This is a genomic window from Dactylosporangium sp. NPDC051484 (genome assembly GCF_040689395.1).
In the GTDB taxonomy this organism is placed as follows: domain Bacteria; phylum Actinomycetota; class Actinomycetes; order Mycobacteriales; family Micromonosporaceae; genus Dactylosporangium.
Genome location: NZ_JBFAZX010000010.1, coordinates 118,159 through 141,503 on the forward strand (window position 1 = coordinate 118,159; position 23,345 = coordinate 141,503).

16 protein-coding genes and 1 pseudogene are annotated in these 23,345 nt (G+C 71.9%); 9 read left to right on the plus strand and 8 right to left on the minus strand.

What is annotated here, in order from left to right:
- Nucleotides 1–10: 10 nt before the first annotated feature.
- From rarD to eccE, 3 genes and pseudogenes are all read right to left on the minus strand, one after another.
- Entirely contained in the window at nt 11–970 is a 960-nt protein-coding gene (gene rarD / locus AB0367_RS19170) for an EamA family transporter RarD (RefSeq protein WP_366227668.1), read from the minus strand.
- Between the two features lie 177 nt (nt 971–1,147).
- Nucleotides 1,148–1,495, minus strand: a pseudogene (locus AB0367_RS19175) (phage holin family protein); the annotation flags it as partial.
- A gap of 253 nt (nt 1,496–1,748) precedes the next feature.
- Nucleotides 1,749–3,590 carry a type VII secretion protein EccE gene (gene eccE, locus AB0367_RS19180; protein ID WP_366227669.1) on the minus strand — a complete coding sequence of 614 codons (1,842 nt, stop codon included), beginning with the start codon at nt 3,588–3,590 and terminating at the stop codon, nt 1,749–1,751.
- A gap of 79 nt (nt 3,591–3,669) precedes the next feature.
- Here eccE and eccB point away from each other — a divergent pair, with 79 nt between their 5' ends.
- Nucleotides 3,670–5,016 (plus strand): type VII secretion protein EccB, encoded by a 1,347-nt coding sequence (eccB, locus tag AB0367_RS19185; protein ID WP_366227670.1) that lies wholly within the window; start codon nt 3,670–3,672, stop codon nt 5,014–5,016.
- Here eccB and AB0367_RS19190 read toward each other — a convergent pair.
- On the minus strand, nt 5,010–5,807 hold the full coding sequence (locus AB0367_RS19190) for a Dam family site-specific DNA-(adenine-N6)-methyltransferase (RefSeq protein ID WP_366227671.1): 798 nt from the start codon (nt 5,805–5,807) through the stop codon (nt 5,010–5,012). The genes eccB and AB0367_RS19190 overlap by 7 nt on opposite strands.
- A gap of 135 nt (nt 5,808–5,942) precedes the next feature.
- Between AB0367_RS19190 and AB0367_RS19195 the strand changes: the two genes are divergently transcribed.
- Together AB0367_RS19195 and AB0367_RS19200 are read left to right on the plus strand one after the other, a co-directional pair.
- Nucleotides 5,943–6,266, plus strand: a complete 324-nt coding sequence (locus AB0367_RS19195; protein WP_366227672.1) for a WXG100 family type VII secretion target — start codon at nt 5,943–5,945, stop codon at nt 6,264–6,266.
- Between the two features lie 17 nt (nt 6,267–6,283).
- The gene (locus tag AB0367_RS19200) at nt 6,284–6,586 is read left to right on the plus strand and encodes a WXG100 family type VII secretion target (protein ID WP_366227673.1); all 303 of its coding nucleotides are present in this window, start codon (nt 6,284–6,286) and stop codon (nt 6,584–6,586) included.
- 117 nt (nt 6,587–6,703) lie between these two features.
- Here the strand turns inward: AB0367_RS19200 and mycP are convergent, their stop codons facing one another.
- Nucleotides 6,704–7,954 carry a type VII secretion-associated serine protease mycosin gene (mycP, locus tag AB0367_RS19205; protein WP_366227759.1) on the minus strand — a complete coding sequence of 417 codons (1,251 nt, stop codon included), beginning with the start codon at nt 7,952–7,954 and terminating at the stop codon, nt 6,704–6,706.
- A gap of 205 nt (nt 7,955–8,159) precedes the next feature.
- Between mycP and AB0367_RS19210 the strand changes: the two genes are divergently transcribed.
- Together AB0367_RS19210 and AB0367_RS19215 are read left to right on the plus strand one after the other, a co-directional pair.
- A complete protein-coding gene (locus AB0367_RS19210) occupies nt 8,160–12,710 on the plus strand; it encodes an SseB family protein (protein ID WP_366227674.1) in 4,551 nt (1,516 codons plus the stop codon).
- Nucleotides 12,707–13,072: a hypothetical protein gene (locus AB0367_RS19215; protein ID WP_366227675.1), complete on the plus strand. Its 366-nt coding sequence runs from the start codon at nt 12,707–12,709 to the stop codon at nt 13,070–13,072. Before AB0367_RS19210 ends, AB0367_RS19215 begins: the two co-directional genes overlap by 4 nt.
- A gap of 34 nt (nt 13,073–13,106) precedes the next feature.
- On the opposite strand, the gene AB0367_RS19220 is transcribed toward AB0367_RS19215, so the two are convergent.
- The gene (locus AB0367_RS19220) at nt 13,107–14,030 is read right to left on the minus strand and encodes an alpha/beta hydrolase (RefSeq protein ID WP_366227676.1); all 924 of its coding nucleotides are present in this window, start codon (nt 14,028–14,030) and stop codon (nt 13,107–13,109) included.
- Nucleotides 14,031–14,091: 61 nt separating this feature from the next.
- On the opposite strand from AB0367_RS19220, the gene AB0367_RS19225 reads away from it, so the two are divergent.
- The 3 genes from AB0367_RS19225 (at nt 14,092) to AB0367_RS19235 (ending at nt 18,828) form a co-directional block, all read left to right on the plus strand.
- Entirely contained in the window at nt 14,092–15,180 is a 1,089-nt protein-coding gene (locus tag AB0367_RS19225) for a C45 family peptidase (RefSeq protein WP_366227677.1), read from the plus strand.
- 257 nt (nt 15,181–15,437) lie between these two features.
- Nucleotides 15,438–17,432: a DUF1800 domain-containing protein gene (locus AB0367_RS19230; protein ID WP_366227678.1), complete on the plus strand. Its 1,995-nt coding sequence runs from the start codon at nt 15,438–15,440 to the stop codon at nt 17,430–17,432.
- A 22-nt stretch (nt 17,433–17,454) separates the two neighbouring features.
- On the plus strand, nt 17,455–18,828 hold the full coding sequence (locus AB0367_RS19235; RefSeq protein WP_366227679.1) for a DUF1501 domain-containing protein: 1,374 nt from the start codon (nt 17,455–17,457) through the stop codon (nt 18,826–18,828).
- Between the two features lie 145 nt (nt 18,829–18,973).
- On the opposite strand, the gene acs is transcribed toward AB0367_RS19235, so the two are convergent.
- Entirely contained in the window at nt 18,974–20,938 is a 1,965-nt protein-coding gene (gene acs / locus AB0367_RS19240) for an acetate--CoA ligase (RefSeq protein WP_366227680.1), read from the minus strand.
- 133 nt (nt 20,939–21,071) lie between these two features.
- On the opposite strand from acs, the gene AB0367_RS19245 reads away from it, so the two are divergent.
- On the plus strand, nt 21,072–21,815 hold the full coding sequence (locus AB0367_RS19245) for an oxidoreductase (protein ID WP_366227681.1): 744 nt from the start codon (nt 21,072–21,074) through the stop codon (nt 21,813–21,815).
- Between the two features lie 283 nt (nt 21,816–22,098).
- Here AB0367_RS19245 and AB0367_RS19250 read toward each other — a convergent pair whose 3' ends face one another.
- Nucleotides 22,099–22,917: an HAD-IB family hydrolase gene (locus tag AB0367_RS19250; protein WP_366227682.1), complete on the minus strand. Its 819-nt coding sequence runs from the start codon at nt 22,915–22,917 to the stop codon at nt 22,099–22,101.
- Nucleotides 22,918–23,345 lie beyond the last annotated feature (428 nt).

The window sequence follows — 23,345 nt, forward strand, 5'->3', positions numbered from 1 at the left end:
CATGTCTCCTTCAGGCCGGCCCCGCGGCCGTGGCGGTGTCCCGCTGCGGCGATGGCTCGGTCACCTCGACGTCCTCGGCGCCGCGCTCCACCCGGCTTCGGCGCGCAGCCCGGAACGCGTCCCACGTGAAGATCGCCAGCGCGCACCACACGATCGCGAACCCCACCAGCCGTACGGGCGGGAGCGGCTCGCTGAACACCACGACCCCGAGGAGCAACTGGAGCGTCGGCGTCAGGTACTGCAGGATGCCGAGCCCGGACAGCGGCACGCGGTTGGCGGCCACGGCGAACAGCAGCAGCGGTGTCGCGGTGAGCAGGCCGCTGCCCGCGAGCATGAGCGAGTGCGCTGTCGACACCGTGCCGAACGTCGACTGATGGTGTGCGGTCAGCCACGCCAGATACCCGAGCGCCGGCAGCGTGAGCACGCCCGACTCCAGGAACAGCCCCTCGGCCGCCGGCAGCCCGAGCCGCTTCTTGACCAGCCCGTAGCAGCCGAACGTGGCCGCCAGGGTCAGCGCGATCCACGGCAGCTGGCCGTAGTCGAAGCTCAAGATCAGCACCGCGCCCGTCCCGACGCCGAGTGCGACCCACTGCGCGGGCCGGAGCCGCTCGCGCAGGACGAGGACGCCGAGCAGGATGACGAAGAGGGGGTTGATGAAGTACCCCAGGGAAGCCTCGACAACGCGATCCGTGTTCACCGCGAAGATGTAGACGCCCCAGTTCACGGCGATGAACACCGCGGCGGCGGAGAGGCCCGCGACCAGACGCCAATTGCGCAGCAGTGCGCCGACCTCGCGCCAGCGCCGCAGCGCCGTGAGCAGCACCGCCATGCAGGCGAACGACCACACGACGCGGTGCGCGAGCACCTCGACAGCGCCGGCGAGCCGCAGGGCGTGGAAGTACAGCGGGAAGACGCCCCAGAGGAAGTTGGCGCAGAGCGCGGAGAGATAACCACGGCGCAGCGGGTCCACGCTCCACACCGTAGGCCTTGACGACGTAAGGGGCAGGCGCCTGCCCCCCTCACATGATGGCGTTCGTCACCGGTTGTAGTCGCGGTAGCGGTCCCTGCCGTACTGCTGTGGAGGCGCCACCTGCCGGCGGTCGTTCCGCTTGCGATCCCTGTCCCCGCCGTCCGGGACCAGGAAGTTGAGGAGCCAGCTGACCACGCCGATGAACAGCGCCCCGAGCACGGCGGTCGGCCAGAACTTGTCAACGCGGAACGAGAGGTCGAGGGCTTCGGCGATCTTGCTGGTCAGCAGCAGCAGCGCCCCGTTGACGACGAGCGACACGAGCCCCAGGGTCAGCAGGTATGCCCAGCACCCGATCGTCTTGATGATCGGCCGCAACACGGCGTTGACGACCCCGAAGATCGCCGCGACCGCGACCAGCGTGAGCACCTTGCGCCCGGTGTCACCCTCGACGGTGATCCCCGAGATCACCAGCGTGGCCAGCCAGACCGTGAACGCACTCACCGCGAGCCGGATGACGATTCCCATGCGGGTGATCGTGCCATGCCCGCGCCAGTCCGGAACACCCCGCCATCACCTCTCCTTCCACCGATCGCCCACCCACCCATCCCCCGATCGTTCACCCCATCGCGACCGGCGTGCCTTGACCTTCACGGAGCGCCCCGGCGCACTCACGCACCGCTAGTCGACCGTCTGCGGGCGCGACGGGCAACGGTCCGGACGGCTGGGCTGCCGGCCGGCGCTCAGCGAGGCGGGGCCGCCGGGCAGGCAACTGGCGGCTTCAACGGGCTGGGCCGCCGGTCAGTTGGTGTTCGATCGGGGTCGTTGACAGCTGGGTCCAGCGGACGGTTTGGCGGTTGACGACGACGCCGAGCATTTCGGGGGAGATCTTCGTCAGCCAGGCTTGGGAGTCGCCCAGGCCGAGGGCGTCGCCGGCGAGGGCGGCCTCGTGCGGGGTCAGCGGTTGGAGCAGGACCAGGTCGCAGCGGGTCAGCAGGTCGATGTCGGCCGTCGTGAGGTCGTCGCGCAGGAACAGGATGGTGCGCCAGGCGCCCTCCGGGATCGGGACCGCGCGGTCGGGGAGCGGGCCCACGTCGAACACCAACAGCAGGGGGCTGGTCGCGGTGGCCGCCGGCGGCTCGGCAAGGCGACCCGGGGGCAGGACCGCCAGTGCCTCGGCGGCGCCCACAGCGCGCTGGAACGACTCCCATGCCCGCGGCCGTGCCGACTGGACCACGACCCGCGCGCCTGTGGCCAGGGCGCGCAGGACCACGAGCTGGGCGCAGTGCGGGCCGCCGATGAGGGCGGCGCGGGTGGGCTCCGGGCGGAACAGGCGGATCACCACCGGCTCGCCGCGGCGGTTGACGCCGAGCATGACGCCCTCGCCGCCGACGACCGGCTCGATGGCGGACAGGCGCGGGGCGGTGACGCTCGCCGGGCGGCCGCCGCCGAGGGCCAGGCCGTCGCGCCCGGTGACCAGACCGGCGAGCGCGGCGTCGTCGCCGGTCGCGCCGGCGCCCAGCGGGAGCGCGGCGGCTAGGCCGTCGAGCTGGGTGCCGTCGAGCCGGGCGACCTTCGCGTCGAGGCTCGCGGCGAGCCGGTGCAGGGCCGTCGTCGCCTGGGCGAGCGCCCCCGCGTCAGGGGCGGCGAGGCGTATGACGAGCTCGGCCCGCACCGCCGGTGAACCCACCGGGCTGCCCACGAGCGCACCCGGCGGGCCGTCCGCTGGGGCGCTCGCCTGCCTTCGCGCTGGTGGGTCCGGGGACTGGGCGGCCAGCGAGAGCGTCGTCGTCGAGGCCGGCAAGGTCAGCAGCTGGCTCATCAGCGGGCCTCGCTCGGGCCAGCGGCTCAGCCGGAACACCGCATGGTGCAGGCCGCCGACACGCAGGCCGGTCCACGTCTCTCGCACGGAATGGGCCGGGTCGTGCTGGGCGGCCTCGGTCACCGCGGCGAGCGCCGAGGTCGCCGACAGCGGCAGCGCCGGCAGGCCGGCCTTGGCGAGGAGGCGGCACACCCGGCGCACGGCAACGACGAGAGACTCCTGCAGATCCGCGCGCCGATATCCGCCTGCCCGGCGCACCCGCACCGCCACGAGCACCCGCTGGTGTGCGAGCACCCGGCCGTCGGTGAGCTGCCGATAGGAGGTCGCGGACGGGGTCGTCGACGGTGCCGGGGCGGTGACGGCGCTGACGAGGAGTTGCACGCGCACCTCAGGCACGTCCCGCGCGGGCGCCGGCAGCAGGGCGTTGAGTGGTGGCAGCGGCGGCAGGGCGGTGCCCAGCAGGCCGGACGGGTCGCCGACGCGCACGATCGCGGCCAGGCCGTCGGTGTCCTCGAGCACGCCGACGTCGGCTCCGTCGACGTCGACGGACGAGGCCGCCGCGCCGGGGCGGACCAGGGCGAGCAGGCCCGCGCCGCCGGCGCCCGCGGGCAGCGTGTGGCGCCGGGCGAGGAAGCGGATGCCGTCGCCGATCCACGAGGACAGCTGGCGGTGCCGGAAGCGCGCGACGGCCAGGATCAGGGCGGCCAGGCCGAACGGCAGCGCGACGAACGCCCAGGCCGGGCCGGTCGACCAGGCCACGACCACGAGCGCGATCGCCGCCTGACCGAGGACTATTCGCATCCGTGTCGACATATCGCCCCCCGCCGATGTCAGTGACGGGCTTATCGTAGGGCGCCGGTACGACAGTTTTGGGGGGCCGATGGCGTCGCGGCAGGACCAGCTGCATTCGTACCAGTTCATGCTCCAACGGGTGGTGTCGGCTCTGGTGATGCGGGACACCGACCCTGCTCAGCCGCCGTTTCGCCGGGTCGCGGGCGCGACGCTGGTCGGCGTGCTGCTCGCGGCGCTGGGCGTGGGCGGGGCGGCGGCGTTCGCGGCTCTGCGCCCGGGAAGTTCCGGCAAGTGGCGCGACGACGGGGCGATCATCGTCGAGCGGGAGTCGGGAGCGCTGTACGTGTACCGCGACGAGATGCTCCACCCCGTCCTCAACCAGGCGTCGGCGCTGCTCATCCTCAATGCCGCCGGCGCGCCGACCGTCGTCGTGTCGCGTGGCGCGCTGGCCGGCGCACCCCGCGGCGAGACGCTCGGCATCCCGGGCGCGCCCGCCTCGCTGCCCGCCGCGAGCGGCCTGCGCAAGGGGGCGTGGACGGTCTGCTCGACCGCCGACGGATCGGTGCTCTTCGTGGGCGGCGGGCCTTCCGGCGGTACACCTCTGGGAGAAAAAGGCCTGCTGGTGGGCGGTCCGGGCCAGCAGACATACCTCGTTTGGCACGGCCACAAGCACCTCATCCGCGAGCCGGGCGCCGCGCTGCCCGCCCTGGTCTGGTCGGCGCGTCCGCAGGTCGCGGTGGCCCAGGCGCTACTGCACGCCGTACCGTCGGGCGCCGACCTCGTCACGCCGGCCGTGCCCGACCGGGGCAGGACCGTCCCGGCCGGCAAGGTCGGCCAGTTGTACGGCGTGCCGTCCGGCGCCCGCACCGACGCGTTCCTGGTCACCGCCGACGGCCTCGCCTCGGTCACGCCGTTGCAGGCCGCGCTGCTGCTCGCGGCCCCGCAGACGCAGAGCGTGCAGGGTGGCGGCAGGCTGATGACGCTGAACCCGGCCGAGTTCTCCGCGCTGGTGCGCGGAACTCAGATCAAGCCGTTCGCGCCGGATCGCGGCGGAGACGGCGCGCTGCCCGCCGCGCCGCCGGAGTTGCTTGACACGCAGCCCCGCGAGGTGTGCAACGCGGATGCCGTCACGGTCGGCGCCACCCTGCCGGACCTGTCCCACGCGCTCAGGACCGCCTCGGCGACGGCGGAGGGGGCGGTGCTGGCGGACCGGATCGTGCTGCCACCCGGATCGGGTGCCCTGGTGCGGACCGAAACAGGCGTGTTCATGCTGGTCACCGATCTCGGCCGGCGGCACGCCCTGCCGGCGCCCGATGCGCTGGGCGCGCTCGGGTATGCGGGTCAGCAGCCCGTCGACGTGCCCAGCCAGGTGATCGCACTGCTGCCCGCCGGCCCGGCGCTCGACCCGGCGGTCGCCGCGCAACCGGCTCAGTAGTTGGTGAGGACTAAGTCGAAGCTCGCCCGGGCGGCGGCGCGCAGGTTGATGTCGCGCCGGGTCGCCATGCGCGTGGCACGAAAACCGGTGTAGATGCGTCGCGTGGCTTCGGTGTCGCTGTTGGTCATCGTCAGCAGCACCCCTCGGTCCGATGCGTCGTGCATCTCGGCCGCGAGCCGCTCGTGGTCGGCGTCGCGGAACTGGCCCGCGGTGTACCGCTTGAAGTCGGCGAACCCGCCCTCGGGCAGGTAGGGCGGGTCGAGGAACACCCAGTCGCCGGCTGCCGCCTCGCGCAGGGCGACCGCGAAGTCGCAGAGTCGCACGTCGACTCCGGCGAGCGCGCGAGAGGCCTCGAGCAGCGTTTCGCGGCGATAGTACGGCCTGTCGTAAGCCCCGTACGGCACGTTGAACCCGCCGTGACGGTTGACCCGCCACAGGCCCCGGAACGCGGTCTTGTTGAGGTAGATGACCCTGGCCGCGCGCTCGACCGCGCCGAGCTGGGCCGGGTCCTGCCGCCTGACCAGCTCGAACTGCTCCGGCGTGTTCGGTATGGCGTCGAGGCGCGCCATCACGGCCTCCGGGTCGGCGGCGACCGCCTGGAAGCAGGCGACGAGCTCCGGGTTGGCGTCGGACAGCACCGCCTTGGCTGGCCTGAGCTCGAAGAAGACGGCCGCGCTGCCCATGAACGGCTCCCAGTACCGCCCGGTGAACGCGGGTGCGGCCGCCACCAGCTGCGCCGCATAGCGTGTCTTGCCGCCGGCCCACTTGATGAACGACCGGCCCTCCGCCATGCCGCACATCATAAAGGTGAAATGCCGGAAGTTATCCACAGCGGGTGATCGGGGGTGGTGTCGCATCGCTGGATGCCGATACGGTCGGCGAGGTCATGCCAAACGTCCACTAACGAGAAAACGGGGTGATCGCCGGTGGCCCAGACGACACAGGCCCAGCAAGCCGAGCTCAATTCGGCTGCCCAGCGGTTCGAGCAGGTCAACGGGGAGCTGCAGAGCATGCTCAACACGCTGATGCGGGAATTGGAAGTGACGCGCGGGGGCTGGCAGGGCGCCGGCGGCCGATCATTCGAGGCGGTCAAGGCCGCGTTCAAGAATGATCAGGATGTGCTCAACCGGAGCCTCCTGGACACGGCGGAAGGGCTCCGCACGGCGGGGCGGAACTATGGCTCCACCGACACCGAGGCGGCGAGCACCATGCGCCGCGCCGGTCGTGTCGACCTGTCCGCGCTCGGCTGACCCTGGAGGCATCTCACATGGACGACACGCTGGTAGTCGACTTCGGCGCACTGGAGCACGCGAGCCACTCCATCCAGTCCGCGCTCAACACGCTGCACGCCCGCCTCGACGAGGTGTCCCAGCTCGGGAAGCGCCTCACGGCCGGCTGGCAGGGCGATGCCAAAGACGCGTATTCGGCGCGCCAGGCCAACTGGGAGCGCGCCGGCGCCGACCTGGCCCAGATGCTGCGCGACATCAAGGCCGGCGTCGACGACTCGCTGCAGCGTTACCGCGAGACCGAGCTGCGCAATACCCACCTGTTTCCGGGCGGCGGCAGCTGAGCCATCGCGATCGGCAACTCCGGCGGCGCCCTCCTCCGTTCTCGCGGGGGCTGGCGCCGCCTGCTCTTTCCCGGTGCCGCGCGGCGGGCGTTCGGACCCGTGACCCCCGAGGCGGGGTCATGGGCCGCCGAAGGCCGAGGTGGCCGGGTCGAGATCGGGGGCCGTGGCTGATGGGAGTTCGCGCACACCGGGGCGCCAGCCGCGGCGGCGGCCGCGGGGGAGGACGACCGCGATGAGGAACGCGAGCAGGACCGTGCCCAGGCCGGTCAGGGCCAGGAGGACCGTCCGGCGGCGGGCCTCGGACTCGCGGGCGGCGTTCGGGTTCCGTGCGGGTTGGGCCAGGGGCGCAGCGGCCGGCTTCGCAGAGGCGCCCAGGCGTTCGGTCAGGGCGCGGTAAGGGTTGAGCAGACCGGCGCCGTAGCCGGGGCCCGCGTGGCCGCCGTCGGCGGTGGCCCTCAGCTGGGCGGATACCTGGGCGGCGGTCAGCTCGGGGCGATACTGGCGCAGCAGCGCAGCGGTCGCCGCGACGAACGGGGTGGCGAAGCTGGTGCCGTCCATGGTTGTCCAGCCGTCGGGTGTCGCGGTTGTCACAACCTGCGAGCCGGGGGCGACGAGGTCGACGTAAGGGCCGGTCTGCGAGGTCGGCAGCCGCTGGCCGCCGGGGGCGATCGCGCCCACGCCGATGACGCCGTCGTAGGCGGCCGGATACGGGGCCCTGTTGCCCTGCTCGGCGCCGTTGCCCGCGGCGGCAACCACGACCACGTCGTTGTCCAGGGCAAACCTGACGGCGTCGCGGACGACGGCGTCGTCGCGGTAGGAGACCAGGGAAAGGTTGATCACCTGGGCGTTTCGGGCGACGGCGTCGCGGATCGCGTTGGCCAGGCCAGTGGGGGTGCCGGGGCGGCCGATCGCGCCGCCGTCCTCGCCCTCGATCAGCTCGCTGACCCGCAGCGCCAGGATCGTCGCGGCTGGGGCCAGGCCGCGAAACGGGGAACCGGCGACCGGGCGGGCGGCGATGATGCCGGCCACGCCGGTGCCGTGGCCGACGCAGTCGAGCACCGAGTTGCCGCCGTCGAGCTGGTCCGGGCCGGCCCGCACGGCGCCCTGGAGCTGGGCGTTGCGCGCGTCGACGCCCGAGTCGATCACCGCGACGACGATGCCGTGGCCGTCGGCGAGGGCGTTGAGGCGTCCCTGGTCGTACCGCTGCTGGGTCCATGGCGTCCCGGACGGCGCCGGGGCGGGCCGGCGGACCTGGCCTGGGCAGGCGGCCGGCGCCCGGGCGCCAGCGGGATCCGCGGCAAGACAACCCGCAAGGCTTAGCAAAACCGCCAAACCGGACATTGCGCACCTCCGCGGCATGCGCACCATGCTAGGCACTCGGGCATCGATGGGGTGCCCCGCCGGAAACCGAACCCGTACGGGTGGCGCGAATGAGACAGCGCTGTGAACGGCGCCGCTTCGATCGCTATGCTGGCCGGAGCGCTTGCCCGCGTCGCACCCCTCGAATTGCCGTGGCTGTATAGGTTAGGTTTCGGCGACGCGGCGGTTTCCGAGCCCGAAGAGGGGGTGGCCGTTGAGCGAGTGGGAGCCGGCCACCGAGGCCGAGGTCGCCATGCGTGACGCGCTGCGCGCAAACGACCAGGAGCAATACTTCCGCATCCTGGCACGGACGGACGTGCTGCTGCCGATCGCGCCTGACAACTCGGCCTCCGGCGAGAGCGGCTGGGGCACGTGGAGCACCGAGGGTCGCACGCACGTGCTCGCCTTCACCTCGCCGGTCGCGCTGCGCGAGTGCCTGGCGGGCCACCCCGGCACGCACCGCCGGGTGCCGTTTCGTGACCTCGCCGTCATCTGGCCCAACGTCGACTGGTGGCTGGCGGTCAATCCCGGGCTGCCGATCGAGGGCTACCTGCCGTCGTGGTTCGTGACCCAGATCAGCCGTGGCGACGTGCGCCTTCCGGGCCGCACGCTGGGCGCGCGCGCCCGCATGGAGCAGGCCGGTTCGCGCACTCGGGCGGTCGCGCAGGTGCCGCTGCGATCCATGCCGAACCAGCCCGCTCCCTCGTCGATCGAGCGCCAGCGGATGAAGGCCGACCAAGCCGGGCAGATTGGGCATACCGGGCTGGCGGGACAAGGTGGACCGGCCTCGGGCCCACCCGTCGCGCCGCCGTCGCCCTTTGCCACCCCTTCTGCTGTTCCGCCTCCCTCCGCTCCGCCCAGGCGCGAGGTGCCGCCGCCTGACGTGGCGCCTCCCGGGGCATTTCTCCCGACTCGGGCGGATCGCCCCATTTACTTCGAGCGCTCCGCGGGTCACTCCGCGTTCGCGCCGCCGCCGGGGTCGTTCACCGGCGGCGCGCCCGCGGTTCCGCCGCCGGCCGAGAACGGCGCGCCCACGTCCCCGGCGCCGACCTCGGGCGCGGGCGCCGCGCGGGGCCGGGCCTCATTCCCTGGCGCCGCCTCCCGCGGGCCGTTTGACGAGTCCGACCGGCTGGACGCACCGGGCGAGCGCGACCTGTTCACCGGCCTCGATCGCGGCCAGTCGGCGCGCACCGACCTGCCCACCCGGCCGCAGAACGGCGCCTCCTCGTCCGGCCTGCCGGCCCGCCCGGCCGGCGGCGATCCGAGACCTCCGGCGGGACCGACTGGAGGCGAGCCGGGCCTGCCGGCCCGTCCGGTCGGCGGTGGCGATGCGGGACTTCCGGCGCGACCGATGGGAGGCGAGTCCGGGCTGCCGAGGCGCCCCGTCGGTGGCGGTGAGCCGGGTCTTCCGTCGCGGCCCGTCGGCGGAGGCGAGTCCGGCCTGCCATCGCGGCCGGTCGGGGGCGAGGCGGGCGGGGAAGCCGGGGGCGACCCGAGCCGGTACTGGCCGCGCCGCGAGCCCGCGCGCAGCCTGGGCGAGGTCTTCACCGAACACGCCGAGCCGGTCATTCCGGCCGCCTGGCAGCCGCCGCCGGACCTGCCGCGGCCGTCGGGGCCGCCGCTGCCGACCCGACAGCCGCAGCCCGGCCGCACCGAGCCGGAGCCGCCGACCGCGTTCCAGTCCGGGGGGCCGTTGCCGTCGCGGCCCCTGCCGGGTGAGCCGGCTTCGTACCGCCCTGGCGAGTCGTTGCCACAGCGGCCCGGTTTCGAGGACCCGTATCGTGCCGGCGAGTCGCGACCCGTCTCCGGCCAGCCGGCGATCTACCGGTCCGGGGAATGGCTGCCGTCGCGGCCCGTGTCGGGTGAGCCGGTTTCGTATCACCCCGATGCCGACGACCCCTACCGCCCTAGCGGCACACTGGCGTCGCGGCCCGATCTGGTCGATCCCGGTGCTTTCCGGCCGGGTGAGTCGCGGCCGGCCGTCGACGAGCGGCCCGCGCCCGGTGAGAGCACGCAGTCGGCCTGGTCCGCGTGGGCGAGCCCCGCCGACGTGCCACCCGTGCAGCCCGGCCCGGCCACCCCCAGCGGTGGCGAGGCGTTCGGCGGCGCGGACAGCGGGCCGCAGCCCTGGCGCGCGGCCGAGATCCCGCAGGCCCCGCCCGCTCCAGCCGCGTCGGGTCCCACGGCACCGGCTCCGGCTACGTCCGCGCCCGTGAGCCCGGCGGGCCCGCCGCCGTTCGACATTGAGCACTCCGGGGCCGACGCGGCGCCCGTCGCCGCGGCCGAGCCCGGTCCGGCGGCGTTCGGTGAAGTCGCCACCAGGGCGCGCAGCGCCGGATTCGGGCGGGCGGACCTCGACGACCATCCGTTCTTCGCCGACGAGCCCGATGTGGGGACGTCCCAGCCCGCCGCGTTCGAGCCGCACCAGGAGCCTTCGTCGCAGTCCTGGACGGCCGTGCCGAGCGAGCCGCGTGAGGAGCAGGCGTCAGCGTCGTGGACGGCCATGAGCGGGCCGCGCGAGGAGTCGGCGTCGGACTCTTGGACGGCCGTGCCGAGCGAGCCGCGCCAGGAGCCCTCGTCGCAGTCTTGGACGGCCGTGCCGAGCGAGCCGCGTCAGGAGTCGAGGCCAGAGTCGGCGTCGCAGTCCTGGACCGGCACGGCGAGTGAGGCGCATCAGGAGCCCGGCGGGGAGTCCTGGCCGGATGCGGGAGCCGAGGCGCGCCCGGACGCCGAGTCGTGGCAGGGGCAGAGCGCCGTACCCTCGACCGAGGCGTCGTCGTCGCTGTTCAGCGGGCGGGCCGAGGTACAGTCGTCGTTCTTCCAAGATCGGGCCGAGCCGTCGCGGTCGTTCTTCGGGGGCGAGGCCGACGCGCCGCGATCGTTCGTCGGGGACCGGGGCGAGGCGCAGTGGGGGGACGAGCAGCGGCCCTTCTTCGATGACGAGCCGGAGGCGCGGCCGTTCAACGCGTTCGCCGACTCGCGGCCGAGCGACCCGCCGATCCGGGACCCGTATGCCGCGCTGGCCGACCTGCGCTCCGACGCTGATCCGGACCACCTGGCCCAGCCGTCGTTCGCGTCGGGCCTTGAGTCGCTGGCGGAGAGCAGGCTGGGCGAGCTGCGGCCGGACGCGTCACGGCCCACCGAACCGCCGGCGAGCGAGGCGCGTCCCACCGAGCCGCAGGCGCCCGAGCCGTGGGCCGCCGAGGCGCGGTCGCCCGAGCCGTGGGCCGCCGAGGCGCGGTCGCCCGAGCCGTGGGCCGGTGAGGCGCAAGCCGCTGAGCCGTGGGCGATCGAGGCGCGCGCCGGTGAGGCATCCTCCGGCGAGGCGTTTGCCGGTGAGTCTTGGGCGAGTGAGGGGTCCACTACCGAGACCGGAGCCGGTGAGTCGTGGGCGAGCGAGGCGGACAAGGAGGACAGCGGGTCGTTCTTCCTGCCCAAGGCGGCTCGCGAGGCGGTGCAGGCGGGGGCTGAGCCGTCGCCCGAGCTGCGGTCGTTCTTCGAGGAGGGCGCCGCCGAGCGGCCCGACTTCCAGCAGGACGCGGTGCAGGACTTCGCCGACCGTCCGGTCGCGAGCGTGGACCCCGGGCCGGGCGCCAGCGGCGGTGAGGCCGAGTTCTCGTGGACATACGAGGCGGAGCGGGCCGAGCCGACCACCTATCACGTCGATCCGGTCCGCGAGCCGACGCATGAGCCGGTGTACGAGCCCGAGATCGTTGAGGACGTGCCGGTCCGGCTGCACGAGGACATCGTCGACGCCGAGGTCGTGGCGCCGCCGCGGCCGCGGCCGAAGCCGGCCGACTCGGACTTCCGCCCGGCGAACACGGTGGAGCGGGACCTGTTCGAGGCGGTGCAGGCCAACAGCACCGACCGGTTCCTCTCGACACTGCTGCTGGCCAAGGTCCTGATCCCGTTCTGGACCGGCGATGGGCCCGTCGACCCGGCGAACTGGCGCACCGAACACATGAACGGCCTGCCACACCTCGTCGTCTTCACGTCGCAGGAGCGCATGACGGAGCGGCTCGGCGCCGATGCGCAGGGCAGCTGGATCAAGTTCACCCGGCTCATCCGGCACTGGCCGCCCGGTGACCAGCTGGCGTTCGCGATCAACCCGGAGTCGCCGGCCGGAGCCGTGCTGCCCGGCACCGAGGTCGTGCAGCTCGCGACGTGGGCGACCGAGCTCGGGCTCGGCGTCGACGACCCCGACGAGCAGCCCGCCCCGGAGTCGTCCAAGCCGGCGCCGCGGGCCGCCCCACGGCCCGCGTACGAGCCGCCGGGCTCCGGGCGCGAGCAGGTCATGCAGAAGCCGATCTCGCCCGAGCAGCTCTCGCACTACCTTGAGCGCAACTACGACCGGGTCTCCGGGTTCGTGCACCGTGCCGGCGAGGTCGCGCACCTGCGGACGCCCGAGCAGTTGTACAACGCGCTCGGGCTCGGATACGCGGGGTCCTCGTTCAAGCCCGACGCCGACGAGGCCTACGTGCTGCGCTGGATCGCCTACCGCGGCGACCTGTACCGCATTCCCTACGGCGGGTCGTCGCACGACGCGATGCGCGCGATGGAGGGCTGGGTCATCGAGCGGCCACCGTTCCGCGGCAACGGCTTCGCCCCGGGCGAGACCGGTGACGTGATCGCGGAGTTCAAGGTCGACAGCGCGCGGCTACCGCACGACGCCGAGCTGTGGCGCCTGCGCCGGGACGGGCGGGAGGAGCTCATCGCCCGGCTCGACGCCGACGGCCCGGCGTGGCGGAAGGCCGGCCGGTCGTGATCCGCGACGGTTACGCGGCGCGCTGGCGTGGCGCCGAGTACGAGGCCAGCCCCGACGGCGACGACGTCCGGCTCTACCGCCCGGATGCGAGCGACGGCTTTGAGGAGGTGCGCCCCGGCCGGTACCGCCGCGTCGTGCCCCGCAACGAGGTGGACGACCTCGTGTACGTGCGTACCACCTGCTTCTGGCGCGCCCAGCCGTTCATCGTGCTCGGCGAGCATGATGGCTGGCTTCGGGTCGAGTACACGGGCGGCCGCGCGCCGGTCGCCGCCGAGCTGGGGCTCGAGGAGTTCGACTACGGCGTGTATCAGGGCTGGGCCCCGCGCGCCGAGGTCAGCGAGCTGCGCGAGTACCGCGTGTAACAGCTCTTGGCCCCAGCGGGCCTGTCCATGAGGCTCAACCGGCCTTGGCCCACCGGATGATCTCGCCGTTGATCAGCTCCGGCTGCTCGAGGTGCGGGAAGTGGGCCGCGTTCGGCACCAGTCGCCACTCGTATTCGGCCAGCACGTATCGCCCGGAGCCCTGCGCCGTGCGCGGCAGCACCGCCGGATCCAGTGCACCGTGCAACTGCAGCGTCGGCGCGGTCACTGGCTGTTGCAGGAGCTTCACGAAGCGGTACCCCTGCAGCCGCAGCGCCGACCGCACCCCCCACCGGTAGGTCTCGAGCGCGGAGAACGCCGCCTGCGGGATCTGCATCGCCTCGCGGCAGCACGCTTCGTAGTCGCGGAATCCCTCGCGCGTGACCCAGTCGGGGGCGCCCCAGCGGCGCAGGTACTCGCCGACCAGTGCCGCGTCGTGCCTGGTCAGGATGTGCTCGAAGCGTGGCACCTGGAAGCGCAGGACCGGCTTGGCCGCCGCCAGTTGGCCCCGCGGGTCGGTGGCCAGGCCGGCGCGCAGCCGCAGCGGGTGCGCGGCGCCCAGCACGACCAGCCGCCGGACCATCTTCGGGTGGAACGCGGCGGTCGCCCAGGCGATCATGCCGCCGTAGCCCGCCCCGACCAGGATCGCGCTGCGCTCGCCGAGGGCGCGGATCAGCCCGGCGACGTCGCCGGCCATCGTGTACCCGTCGTAACCGCGCGGTGGCTTGTCGCTCGCGCCGTAGCCGCGCAGGTCCACGGCGACCGCGCGGAAGCCGGCGTCGGTCACTGCCGGTAGCTGGTTGTGCCAGGCATACCAGAACTCGGGAAAGCCGTGCAGGAACAGCACCAGCGGCCCGGTGCCGGCCTCCACCACGTGGAAGCGCGTGCCGTTGGCGCTGACGAAGCGATGCGACCACGGCCCGTCGATCATGACGCACGTGTCGTCAATCGTGGGCTTCATGCTGCTCAGCGTAGGGCTAATCCGGTCGAAAACCCGCGAGGCGAGCGGTTAGCGTTCTCGCATGCAGCCGCCGCTACCCTTGATCGATGTGTCCGGCACGCCGCGTGAGTGCGGAATCGCTTACGGTGAGGCCGCCGCCGAGCTCATCGCGGCCAACACGGCGAGCTACATGGCGCGGTTCGCCACTGTCGCCGGCATCGACGCCGAGCGGGCGCGCGGTTACGGTGCGCTGTTTCGCGAGGCGACGCGCCGCCATGTGCCCAGGGTCGCCGAGATGCTCGACGGGGTGGCCGAGGGTTCGGGCGTGGCGGTCGACGAGGTCTACGCGCTGAACGGCCGCACCGAGCTGATCTACAGCGCCGAGCCGCACGAGTGCACCGCGATCGGCGTGCTCGGCGAGCGCACCGCGAGCGGTCACACCCTGCTCGCGCAGAACTGGGACTGGCACCCTGACCAGCGGCCGTACGCACTGCTGCTCGCCACCCGCGACGAGCGCGGCGGCGAGGTCCTGGCCCTGACCGAGGCCGGCATGCTCGCCAAGGCCGGGCTCAACGACGCGGGGCTGGGCGTCTGCGTGAACATGCTCGGCACGGTCCGTGACCGCCGCGACGGCGGGGTGCCGTACCACGTGCTGCTGCGCGCGGCGCTGGAGGCGCGGCACCTCGGTGCCGCGATCAAGGCCGTCTGCGCCCCGCCGCGCGGCGCGAGCATCAACCTGCTCGTGGGTCAGGCCTTTCCCGGCGGTACCCCGGGCGAAGTGATCGATCTCGAGATCGCTCCTGGCGACGTCGGCTTCCTGCATCCGGCCGACGGCGTGCTCACGCACGCGAACCACTTCGAGACCGCGCTGTCGGCCCTCGACACGCTCAAGGGCTTCGGCAGTTCGTCGTTCTTCCGTTCCGCCCGTGCGCGACGCCTCCTCGGTGCTGGGCCGATCGACGAGCCGTCGCTGCGTTCGGTGCTGTGCGACCACGGCGGGCATCCGCAGTCGATCTGCCGTCACGACGAGCCCGACGTCGCCGAGGAAGATCGGACCGAGTCGCTCTATTCGCTCGTGATGGATCTGGACGAACGGCGCATGTCGATCGCCGCTGGGCCGCCGTGCACGGCAGACGGGTACCACGACCTATGGGTGGGCAAAACCGCCTGAATCGGGCGCTGTGAGAGTTGCAAAAAAGTCTTAAATGTGCCTGTGCTGACGCCTGCCGGAATGACCTTTTGTCACACCCGTTTCGGCAGCTCGGATGCGATACGTGAGAGTGTTTCCCCACGGACGTGACCTTGGGTCACCGGCCGAGTCTTAAGTCCCGATCAGCGTGCTTCAGGCGGGGGTTGAGCGGCTCCTGAGCAGCCACTACCTTCCGCTAGCAACACGCGCGCCCCACATCGCCTGATCGGGACCTGTAGATGAATGAGCGCCACGAACCGTACGCCGACCTGTATTACGAGTCCGGGCACGAGGATCAGATCGGTCGATACGACCGCCAGGGCTATGGCGTCTCTCGCGGCGGGCTTGGCCGGGGCTCGGTGCGGGCCGACCGCGGCGGCTCCGGTCCGCACTTCTACGAGCCGAACGCGATGCCCCGTGGCCGCGGCGGCCTGCCCGACCTCGACGAGGACGACGACTTCGACGACAAGCCGTCGAGCTGGCCCCGCCGCGCCGCGATGGTCGCCCTCGGCGGCGGCGCGGCCGCGCTGATCGGCGGTGGCGCATATGCCGTCACCCAGTTCTTCGACAAGGGCGCGCATCCCGGCGAGGGCGCACATCCCGGCGGCTCCGACGCGGCAGCGGGCACAGCCGCGGACACCACCATCCCGGCGTACGTCGATCAGAACCAGAGCCTCATGAACGGCAACGCCGGCCTGGGCATCCGCAAGAACACCCCGACGACGGGCTCCTCGTTCGGCACCCCCGCCGACGCCGCCAAGAGTGCGGTCGTCAAGGCCAACACGGTGCTGCCGAAGAAGGACGCGGCCCGGCACCTGGCCAGCCGGCTCACGTTCGGGCCGAACGGCAAGGTCATGAGCGACATCAACAGGCTGGGCATCAACGGCTGGATCGACAGGCAACTCAAGCCGGAGACGATCCCGCTGACTCGCGGCGAGCAGAAGGCCGACGCCGAGCTCGTCACGTGGAGCATGACGTACGAGCAGCTCAAGGCGCAGCGCGACGACCTGGACAAGAAGGGCATCCGGGCCGACGACCAGAACGTCCGGTACGCGATCGCCAAACAGCTGTTCTCCGACCGCCAGATCTTCGAGATGATGGCCGATTTCTTCGGCGACTACCTGCACGTGGCCGCATTCCACGACGGCAACGAGCTGATCCGCGCCGCGTTCGAGCGCGACGTGATCCGCAAGTACGCGCTGGGCGACTACGTCGACATGTTCGTGGCCGCGAACCGGCACCCGGCGCTGCTGCGCTACCTCGACCAGCAGGACTCGACCAAGGACCGGATCAACGAGAACCTGGCCCGGGAGAACCTCGAGCTCTACACGGTCGGGGCGTTCAACGGGTACAACGAGACCGACGTGCGCCAGGCCGCGATGCTGCAGACCGGCCGCAGCATCCGCGACAACCAGTACGTCTACCGGCCCGAGCAGCACTACGTCGGCCCCGTGAAGATCATGGGCTTCGCGCACCCGAACGGCGACGCCGCCGCGGGCGAGGCGGTGCAGGAGGCGTACTTCCGATACCTCGCGCTGCACCCGAACACCGCCCGCTACATGGCGCAGAACCTGGCGACCAGGTTCGTATCCGACGTCCCGCCGAAGACTCTCGTCGACGCCATGGCCAAGACGTACATCGACAAGAAGAGCAACATTCCCGCGGTACTGATGACGATGCTCTCCCGGACCGAGTTCTGGGAGTCCGTCGGCCAGAAGGTGCGCCGCCCCGGCGAATACCTCACCGCCACGTACCGCGCGCTGGAGATCGGCGCCGACGCCCCGGCCGGTTTCACGTCGAACAACACGAACGTGAGCCCGATGGTCCAGGGCCTCGGCGAGATCATGCGCAAGCTCGAGGAGTTCGGGCACGCGCCGATGGAGCTGCCGACGCCCAACGGCTACCCCGACGTGTACGTCGCGTGGACCTCGGCCGGGACCATGGTCAACCAGTGGAACGACGCGTACACCGCGATCACCGGCGGCCGGCGCCAGTTCACGTGGAGCAAGCCCGAGGCGCTCATCGCCAACCCGCCGGGCACCGCGGGCGCCTACCTCGACGCGCTCACCGGGAAGCTCATCAACGTCACCCTCGACAACGACCGCAGGACCGCGATCCTGCGCATCGTCAGCCCGGCGACGACCGCCACCACCCCGGTGGACGCCACGTTCAACGGCGCGATCGCCGCGGTCGTGCGCGCGATCTTCGCCACTCCCCACCACCACCTGCGGTAGGCGGCACACCATGGAGAAGCCAGTGCGGAAGCAGACGTCGCTCCACCCGGAGTGCCCGGACCTGCTGCGGCTCGGTCCGAACAGGTTCGAGGCCGCGCTGCGGGCCGAGGCGGCCGCGGTGCGGGAAGAGCAGAAGAGCGTCCGGGACTCGTACCTCGACCTCGCGCGCCAGGAGGACGAGCAGGAGGACGGCCGGGGCGTGACCCGGCGCCGGTTCTTCGTCGGGGCGGCGGCCACCACGACGGCGCTGGCGACCAGTCAGTTCCTGACCACGCAGGCGTCCTTCGCGGCGACCCCGACCGGCACTCTCATCCACGTGTTCCTCTACGGCGGGGCCGACGCTCTCTCCCTCTTCGCCCCCATGAACGATCCCGTGCTCGACCGCGTGCGGCCCAGCTTCACGCTGCCGGCCAGCACCTCCATCCCGCTCGAGCGCGGGTTCGGGCTCAACGAGTCGTTCGCGCCGCTCCAGAAGTACCTGGACGCGGGGCAGCTGGCCTTCATCCCCGCGGTCAGCGACCGGAGGCTCGACCGCAGCCACTTCGCGGCGCAGGACATCTGCCAGCTCGGTGGCCTGCCGGCCGAGACCGGCGGCATGGGCTGGCTGACCAACCTGGCCGACAAGCTCGGCCCGGGCACCGCCTTCCGGGCGATCGGCATCGGCTCGACCCTGCCGCGCTCCCTGGTCGGCGGTGGGGGCGCCCTCGCGCTCAACAGCGTGGCCTCCTTGAACGTCAACGGCGACGGCAAGTACCGGCAGCCGACCGTGGACGCCATCAAGACCCTTTTCACCGGGACCAATCACCCGATCGAGGCGCCGGTCCGGGCCGGCATCGACGCGCTCACGCTCGCCACCAGCCTGGCGCAGAAGGGCTACACCCCCGCCAACGACGTCAAGTACACCGGCGTCGGCAACGCGTTCCGCGAGCTGGCCCAGCTGATCAAGGGCGGCGCGAACGTGCGCATCGCCACCGTCGGCATGGGCGGCTGGGACACCCACGAGAACCAGGGCACCCGCGGTGGCTACGTCGCCCGGCGCTTCGGCGAGCTGGCCTCGGGTATGGTCGCGCTCTTCGACGACCTCGGTCCCGAGCTGGCCTCCAACGTGACGATCATGATCTCCAGCGAGTTCGGCCGCCGCGTCGCCGAGAACGGCGGGGGCACCGACCACGGCCACGGTGGCGGCGTGATCGTCATGTCCGGTAAGAAGCTGGCCGGCAAGCTCCTAGGCACCTGGAACGGCCTGGACACCCTGGTCAACGGCGACCTGCCGGAGATGAACAACATGTTCTCGGTGTTCGGCTCCGTGGCCCAGGGCCGCTTCGGCCTGACGGACGCCGAGGTAGGCCAGCTCTTCCCGCGCCAGACGTATACGCCGGTCAAGATCTACGCGTAGCTCCACCTGCGCGTATTGAGGGAGGCGGCCCCGGTCCCGGGGGCCGCCTCCTTTCACACCTTTTCGGCGCCTTTTGTGTGCCTTTGTGTGGGCAGGACGGCGGGGTGCGGGACCCGAGCCGCGGCCGGGTCCCGCGCCGCCGGGGTCAGTCCTCGGACTTGCCGGACTGCAGGCCAGAGGCGATCAGGTCCATGACCGTCGAGTCCTGCAGGGTGGTGACGTCGCCCAGGCTGCGGTTCTCGGCGACGTCGCGGAGCAGGCGGCGCATGATCTTGCCGGAGCGGGTCTTCGGCAGCTCCGCGACCAGCATGATCTGGCGAGGCTTGGCGATCGGGCCCAGGGTCTTCGCGACGTGGTTGCGCAGCTCCTGGATCAGGGCCTCGCCGGCCTCGCCGTCGGTGTCGACGCCGCCGCGCGGGATGGTGAAGGCGACGATCGCCTGGCCCGTGGTCGGGTCGGTGGCGCCCACGACCGCGGCCTCGGCCACCTTCGGGTGGCTGACCAGGGCCGACTCGACCTCCGTGGTGGAGATGTTGTGGCCCGAGACGAGCATGACGTCGTCGACCCGGCCGAGCAGCCACAGGTCGCCGTCGGCGTCCTTCTTGGCGCCGTCGCCGGCGAAATACATGGCGTCGAAGCGCGACCAGTAGGTCTCCTTGAACCGCTCATCGTCGCCCCAGATGGTGCGCAGCATCGACGGCCAGGGCTCGCGGAGGACCAGGTAACCGCCGCCGCCGTTGGGCACCGAGTTGCCCTGGTCGTCGACCACGTCGGCGGTGATGCCGGGCAGCGGGCGCATGGCGCTGCCGGGCTTGGTCGCGGTCACGCCGGGCAGCGGGGAGATCATGATCGCGCCGGTCTCGGTCTGCCACCAGGTGTCGACGATGGGGCAGCGGTCGCCGCCGATGTGCTCGCGATACCACATCCAGGCCTCGGGGTTGATCGGCTCACCGACCGAGCCCAGCAGGCGCAGCGAGGACAGGTCGAAGCCCGCCGGGATGTCGTCGCCCCACTTCATGAAGGTGCGGATCGCGGTGGGCGCCGTGTAGAGGAGCGTGACCTTGTACTTCTGAACGATCTCCCAGAACCGCCCGCGGTGCGGGGTGTCGGGCGTGCCCTCATACATGACCTGGGTGGCGCCGTTGGACAGCGGCCCGTAGACGATGTAGCTGTGGCCGGTGACCCAGCCGATGTCGGCGGTGCACCAATACACGTCGCTGTCGGGCTTGAGGTCGAACACGGAGTGGTGGGTGAAGCTGGCCTGGGTCAGGTAGCCGCCCGTGGTGTGCAGGATGCCCTTGGGCTTCGCCGTGGTGCCGGACGTGTAGAGGATGAACAGCGGGTGCTCCGCGTCGAACGGCTGCGCGGCGTGCTCTGCGGACGCGGTCTCCACGACCTCGTGCCACCACAGGTCGCGCTCGGCGTTCCACTCGACGTCCTGGCCGGTGCGCCGCACCACCAGCACCTTCTCGATGCTCGGCGTGCGGGGCACGGCCTCGTCGACGATCGACTTGAGCCCGCTGGGCTTGCCCCGGCGGAAGCCGCCGTCGGCGGTGATGACGATCTTGGCGCTCGCGTCGTCGATGCGACCACTGAGCGCGTCGGCCGAGAAGCCGCCGAAGACCACCGAGTGCGTCGCGCCGATGCGGGCGCACGCCAGCATCGAGATCGCCGCCTCCGGGATCATCGGCAGGTAGATCGCCACCCGGTCGCCCGCGACGACGCCGAGGTCGGTCAGCGCGTTGGCGGCCTGGCAGACCGACCGGTGCAGGTCGGCGTAGGTGATCGTGCGAGTGTCGCCCGGCTCACCTTCGAAGTGGATCGCGACCTTGTCGCCGCGGCCGGCCTCGATGTGGCGGTCGAGGCAGTTGTAGGCCACATTGAGCTGCCCGCCCAGGAACCACTTCGCGAACGGCGGGTTGGACCAGTCGAGCACCTGGTCCCACTCCTTGGCCCAGGTCAGCCGGTGCGCCTGCTGCTCCCAGAACGCGAGGCGATCCGCCTGGGCCTCGGCATAGGCCTCCTCGGTGAGATTGGCGGCGGCAGCGAACTCGGCAGGCGGGGGGAACTGCCGTGTCTCGTTGAGAAGGTTTTCCAAGGTCTCGCTCATCGGTGACGGCTCCTCGATGTGGTCCAGTTTCTCAAGCAGGCTAGTTCGGGGGTACGACGAAAAAGAAGCGGGCCTCTTCTCCAGACTTTTTCTCTAAACTTTCTTCACAGTAGTGACACGATACCGTCTGAGGGTGCCATCCGACCCGCTCACACCGCTGCTCGATCTCGCCGACGTCGCGCCCGCCCTGGAACGGGCCCGCGCCGCCGTCGACGCCGCCATGCGCCACCGCGCCCTGCGCCGCTCGGGCGGCCCGGTCGCCGCGGAGATCGCGCTGCGCACCTCGGTCGCCAGCGCCGCGCTCGACACGCACGGCTTCGATCTGGAGGGCGTGCGCGCGGGTGTGGTCACCGACCCCGTCGTGCACGGCGCTCTGCGCGCCACGGCGGCCCTGGACGGCCTGACGGGCACGTGGACGCGGGCGCCCCGGCAGGTGCTCGCCAAGCTGCACACGCTGGTCGCGCGGGATGTCGTGAGCCCCGGCGAGCTGGGCCGGCCGGGCAACCCCGAGGTGGTGTCCCGGCTGGACGCGCTGGCCGCGCTGGTGGCCGGTGGCACCGGCGCCCCGGTGCTGTTGCAGGCTGCCGTGGTGCACGGGGAGCTGCTGGCCCTGAAGGCCTTCGCCGGGCCCAACGGGGTCGTGGCGCGGGCCGCGGCCCGGCTGACCCTGATCGCCGGCGGGCTCGACCCGCGGGGACTGCTCGCGATGGATGTCGGGCACCGAAGCCGCGAGCCTGAGTATGTCGGCTCCGCCAACGCCTTCGCCACGGGTACACCCGACGGGGTCCGATCGTGGCTGCGCCACTATGCGGTGGCGGCCGAGCGGGCCGCTGAGGAGCTGACCGAGGTCTGTGAGAAGACCATCGGCGAAGGGTGACGAAGAGAACACAGCGGACGGCGCCTCGATGGGAGGAGGCGCCGTCACGCACGTCCGGCCGGGTTACCAGGCGTGCACCTCAAGTCCGTTAGCAGCGGTCCTCGCGGATCCGCTGTAACGCGCCTACCGCGGCTGGTCGCTCGTGGGTGCCCGGCGGCCGTGCACGAGATCCGGCGATGCGACCCGTCTGACCTCGTACTTCTTTTCTACGCCGCCGTCGCCGCGATCGGAAGCCCCGCCCCGCAGAATGTGACGGATGGGCTCTGCGTGGCGGCGAGCGTGCTCAGGCCGCGGCGGCGAGCTGAGCGGCGCGGGCCCGGCGATACCTTCCATACAGCGCGAATCCGATCGCCAGCACCGCGCCGAGCCCGATCGCGGCCGCGGCCACCGGGACGGCCGGCCGCTCGCGCAGCCGCCGGCTCAGCGGGATCGGGTGGCGGAACTCGAGCATCGGCCAGCCGCGCTCGACGGCGATGCGCCGCAGCCCGCGGTCGGGGTTGACCGCGGTCGGGTGCCCGACCAGGCTGAGCAGGCCCGCGTCGGTGACCGAGTCGGAGTATGCGTAGCACTCCGAAAGGTCGTAAGCCCGCTCGGTCGCGAGTTCCTTGACCGCGACCACCTTGTTAGGGCCGGCCGCGTAGAAGTCGATCTCGCCGGTGTAGCAGCCGTCCTCGCCCACGTTCATGCGCGTGGCGATCACGTCGGTGATGCCGAGCCGCTCGCCGATGGGCCGGACCATCTCGTCGCCGGAGGTCGACACGAGGACCACGTCGCGGCCGGCGGCGCGGTGTTCCGCGATCAACGCGGCGGCCTCCGCGTAGATATACGGGCTGATCAGCTCGTCGAGCGTTTCCCGCACGATCTGGCGCACCTGCTCGGCGCGCCATCCCTTGACCAGCGCGGCCAGGTAGTCCCTGGTGCGGGCCATGGTCTGCTCGTCGGAGCCGCCGCCGACCCGGAAAATCAGCTGCGCGTAGGCGCCCTTGATGACATCGCGGCGACTGATCAGCCCGTCGCGATAGAACGGTCGTCCGAAAGCCAAGGCGCTCGACTTGGCGAGCACCGTTTTGTCAAGGTCGAAAAACGCCGCGCTACGCCCCACGGCGGGCAAGTGTAGCGTCGCTGGGCAACCCGTGGAGTCCGGACTTGTCCCAAGACCGTCCGAAGCCCGACTGGATCACGGTCGGCTCGCCGGCTGTCACGTCGGAGTTACTCCACAGTGAAATATTGATTGGTGTCCTGGGCGTGTTGCGGGCCGGTCCTACTCGACGTATGGCGGTCGACTCAGGCATGCTTATGTTTGCGACGAGCTTTCATGTCCGTGAGACAGAGGCCCGTTATTGAACCTCGGCGGTTGCACCCCCCGTGACCGCTGAGCGGGTTCGGCTCGACCCCCCCGGAGCCGAACCCCCGGCGACCCCCGTCACCCCCCGGCGGGGGTCGTCCCCTATGTGGGGCGCGTCCGTGCAGGTTGCCGGAGTCAGCCAGATGGCCTATTGGCCGTTGGCTGTCGACTTTCGCCATGATCGG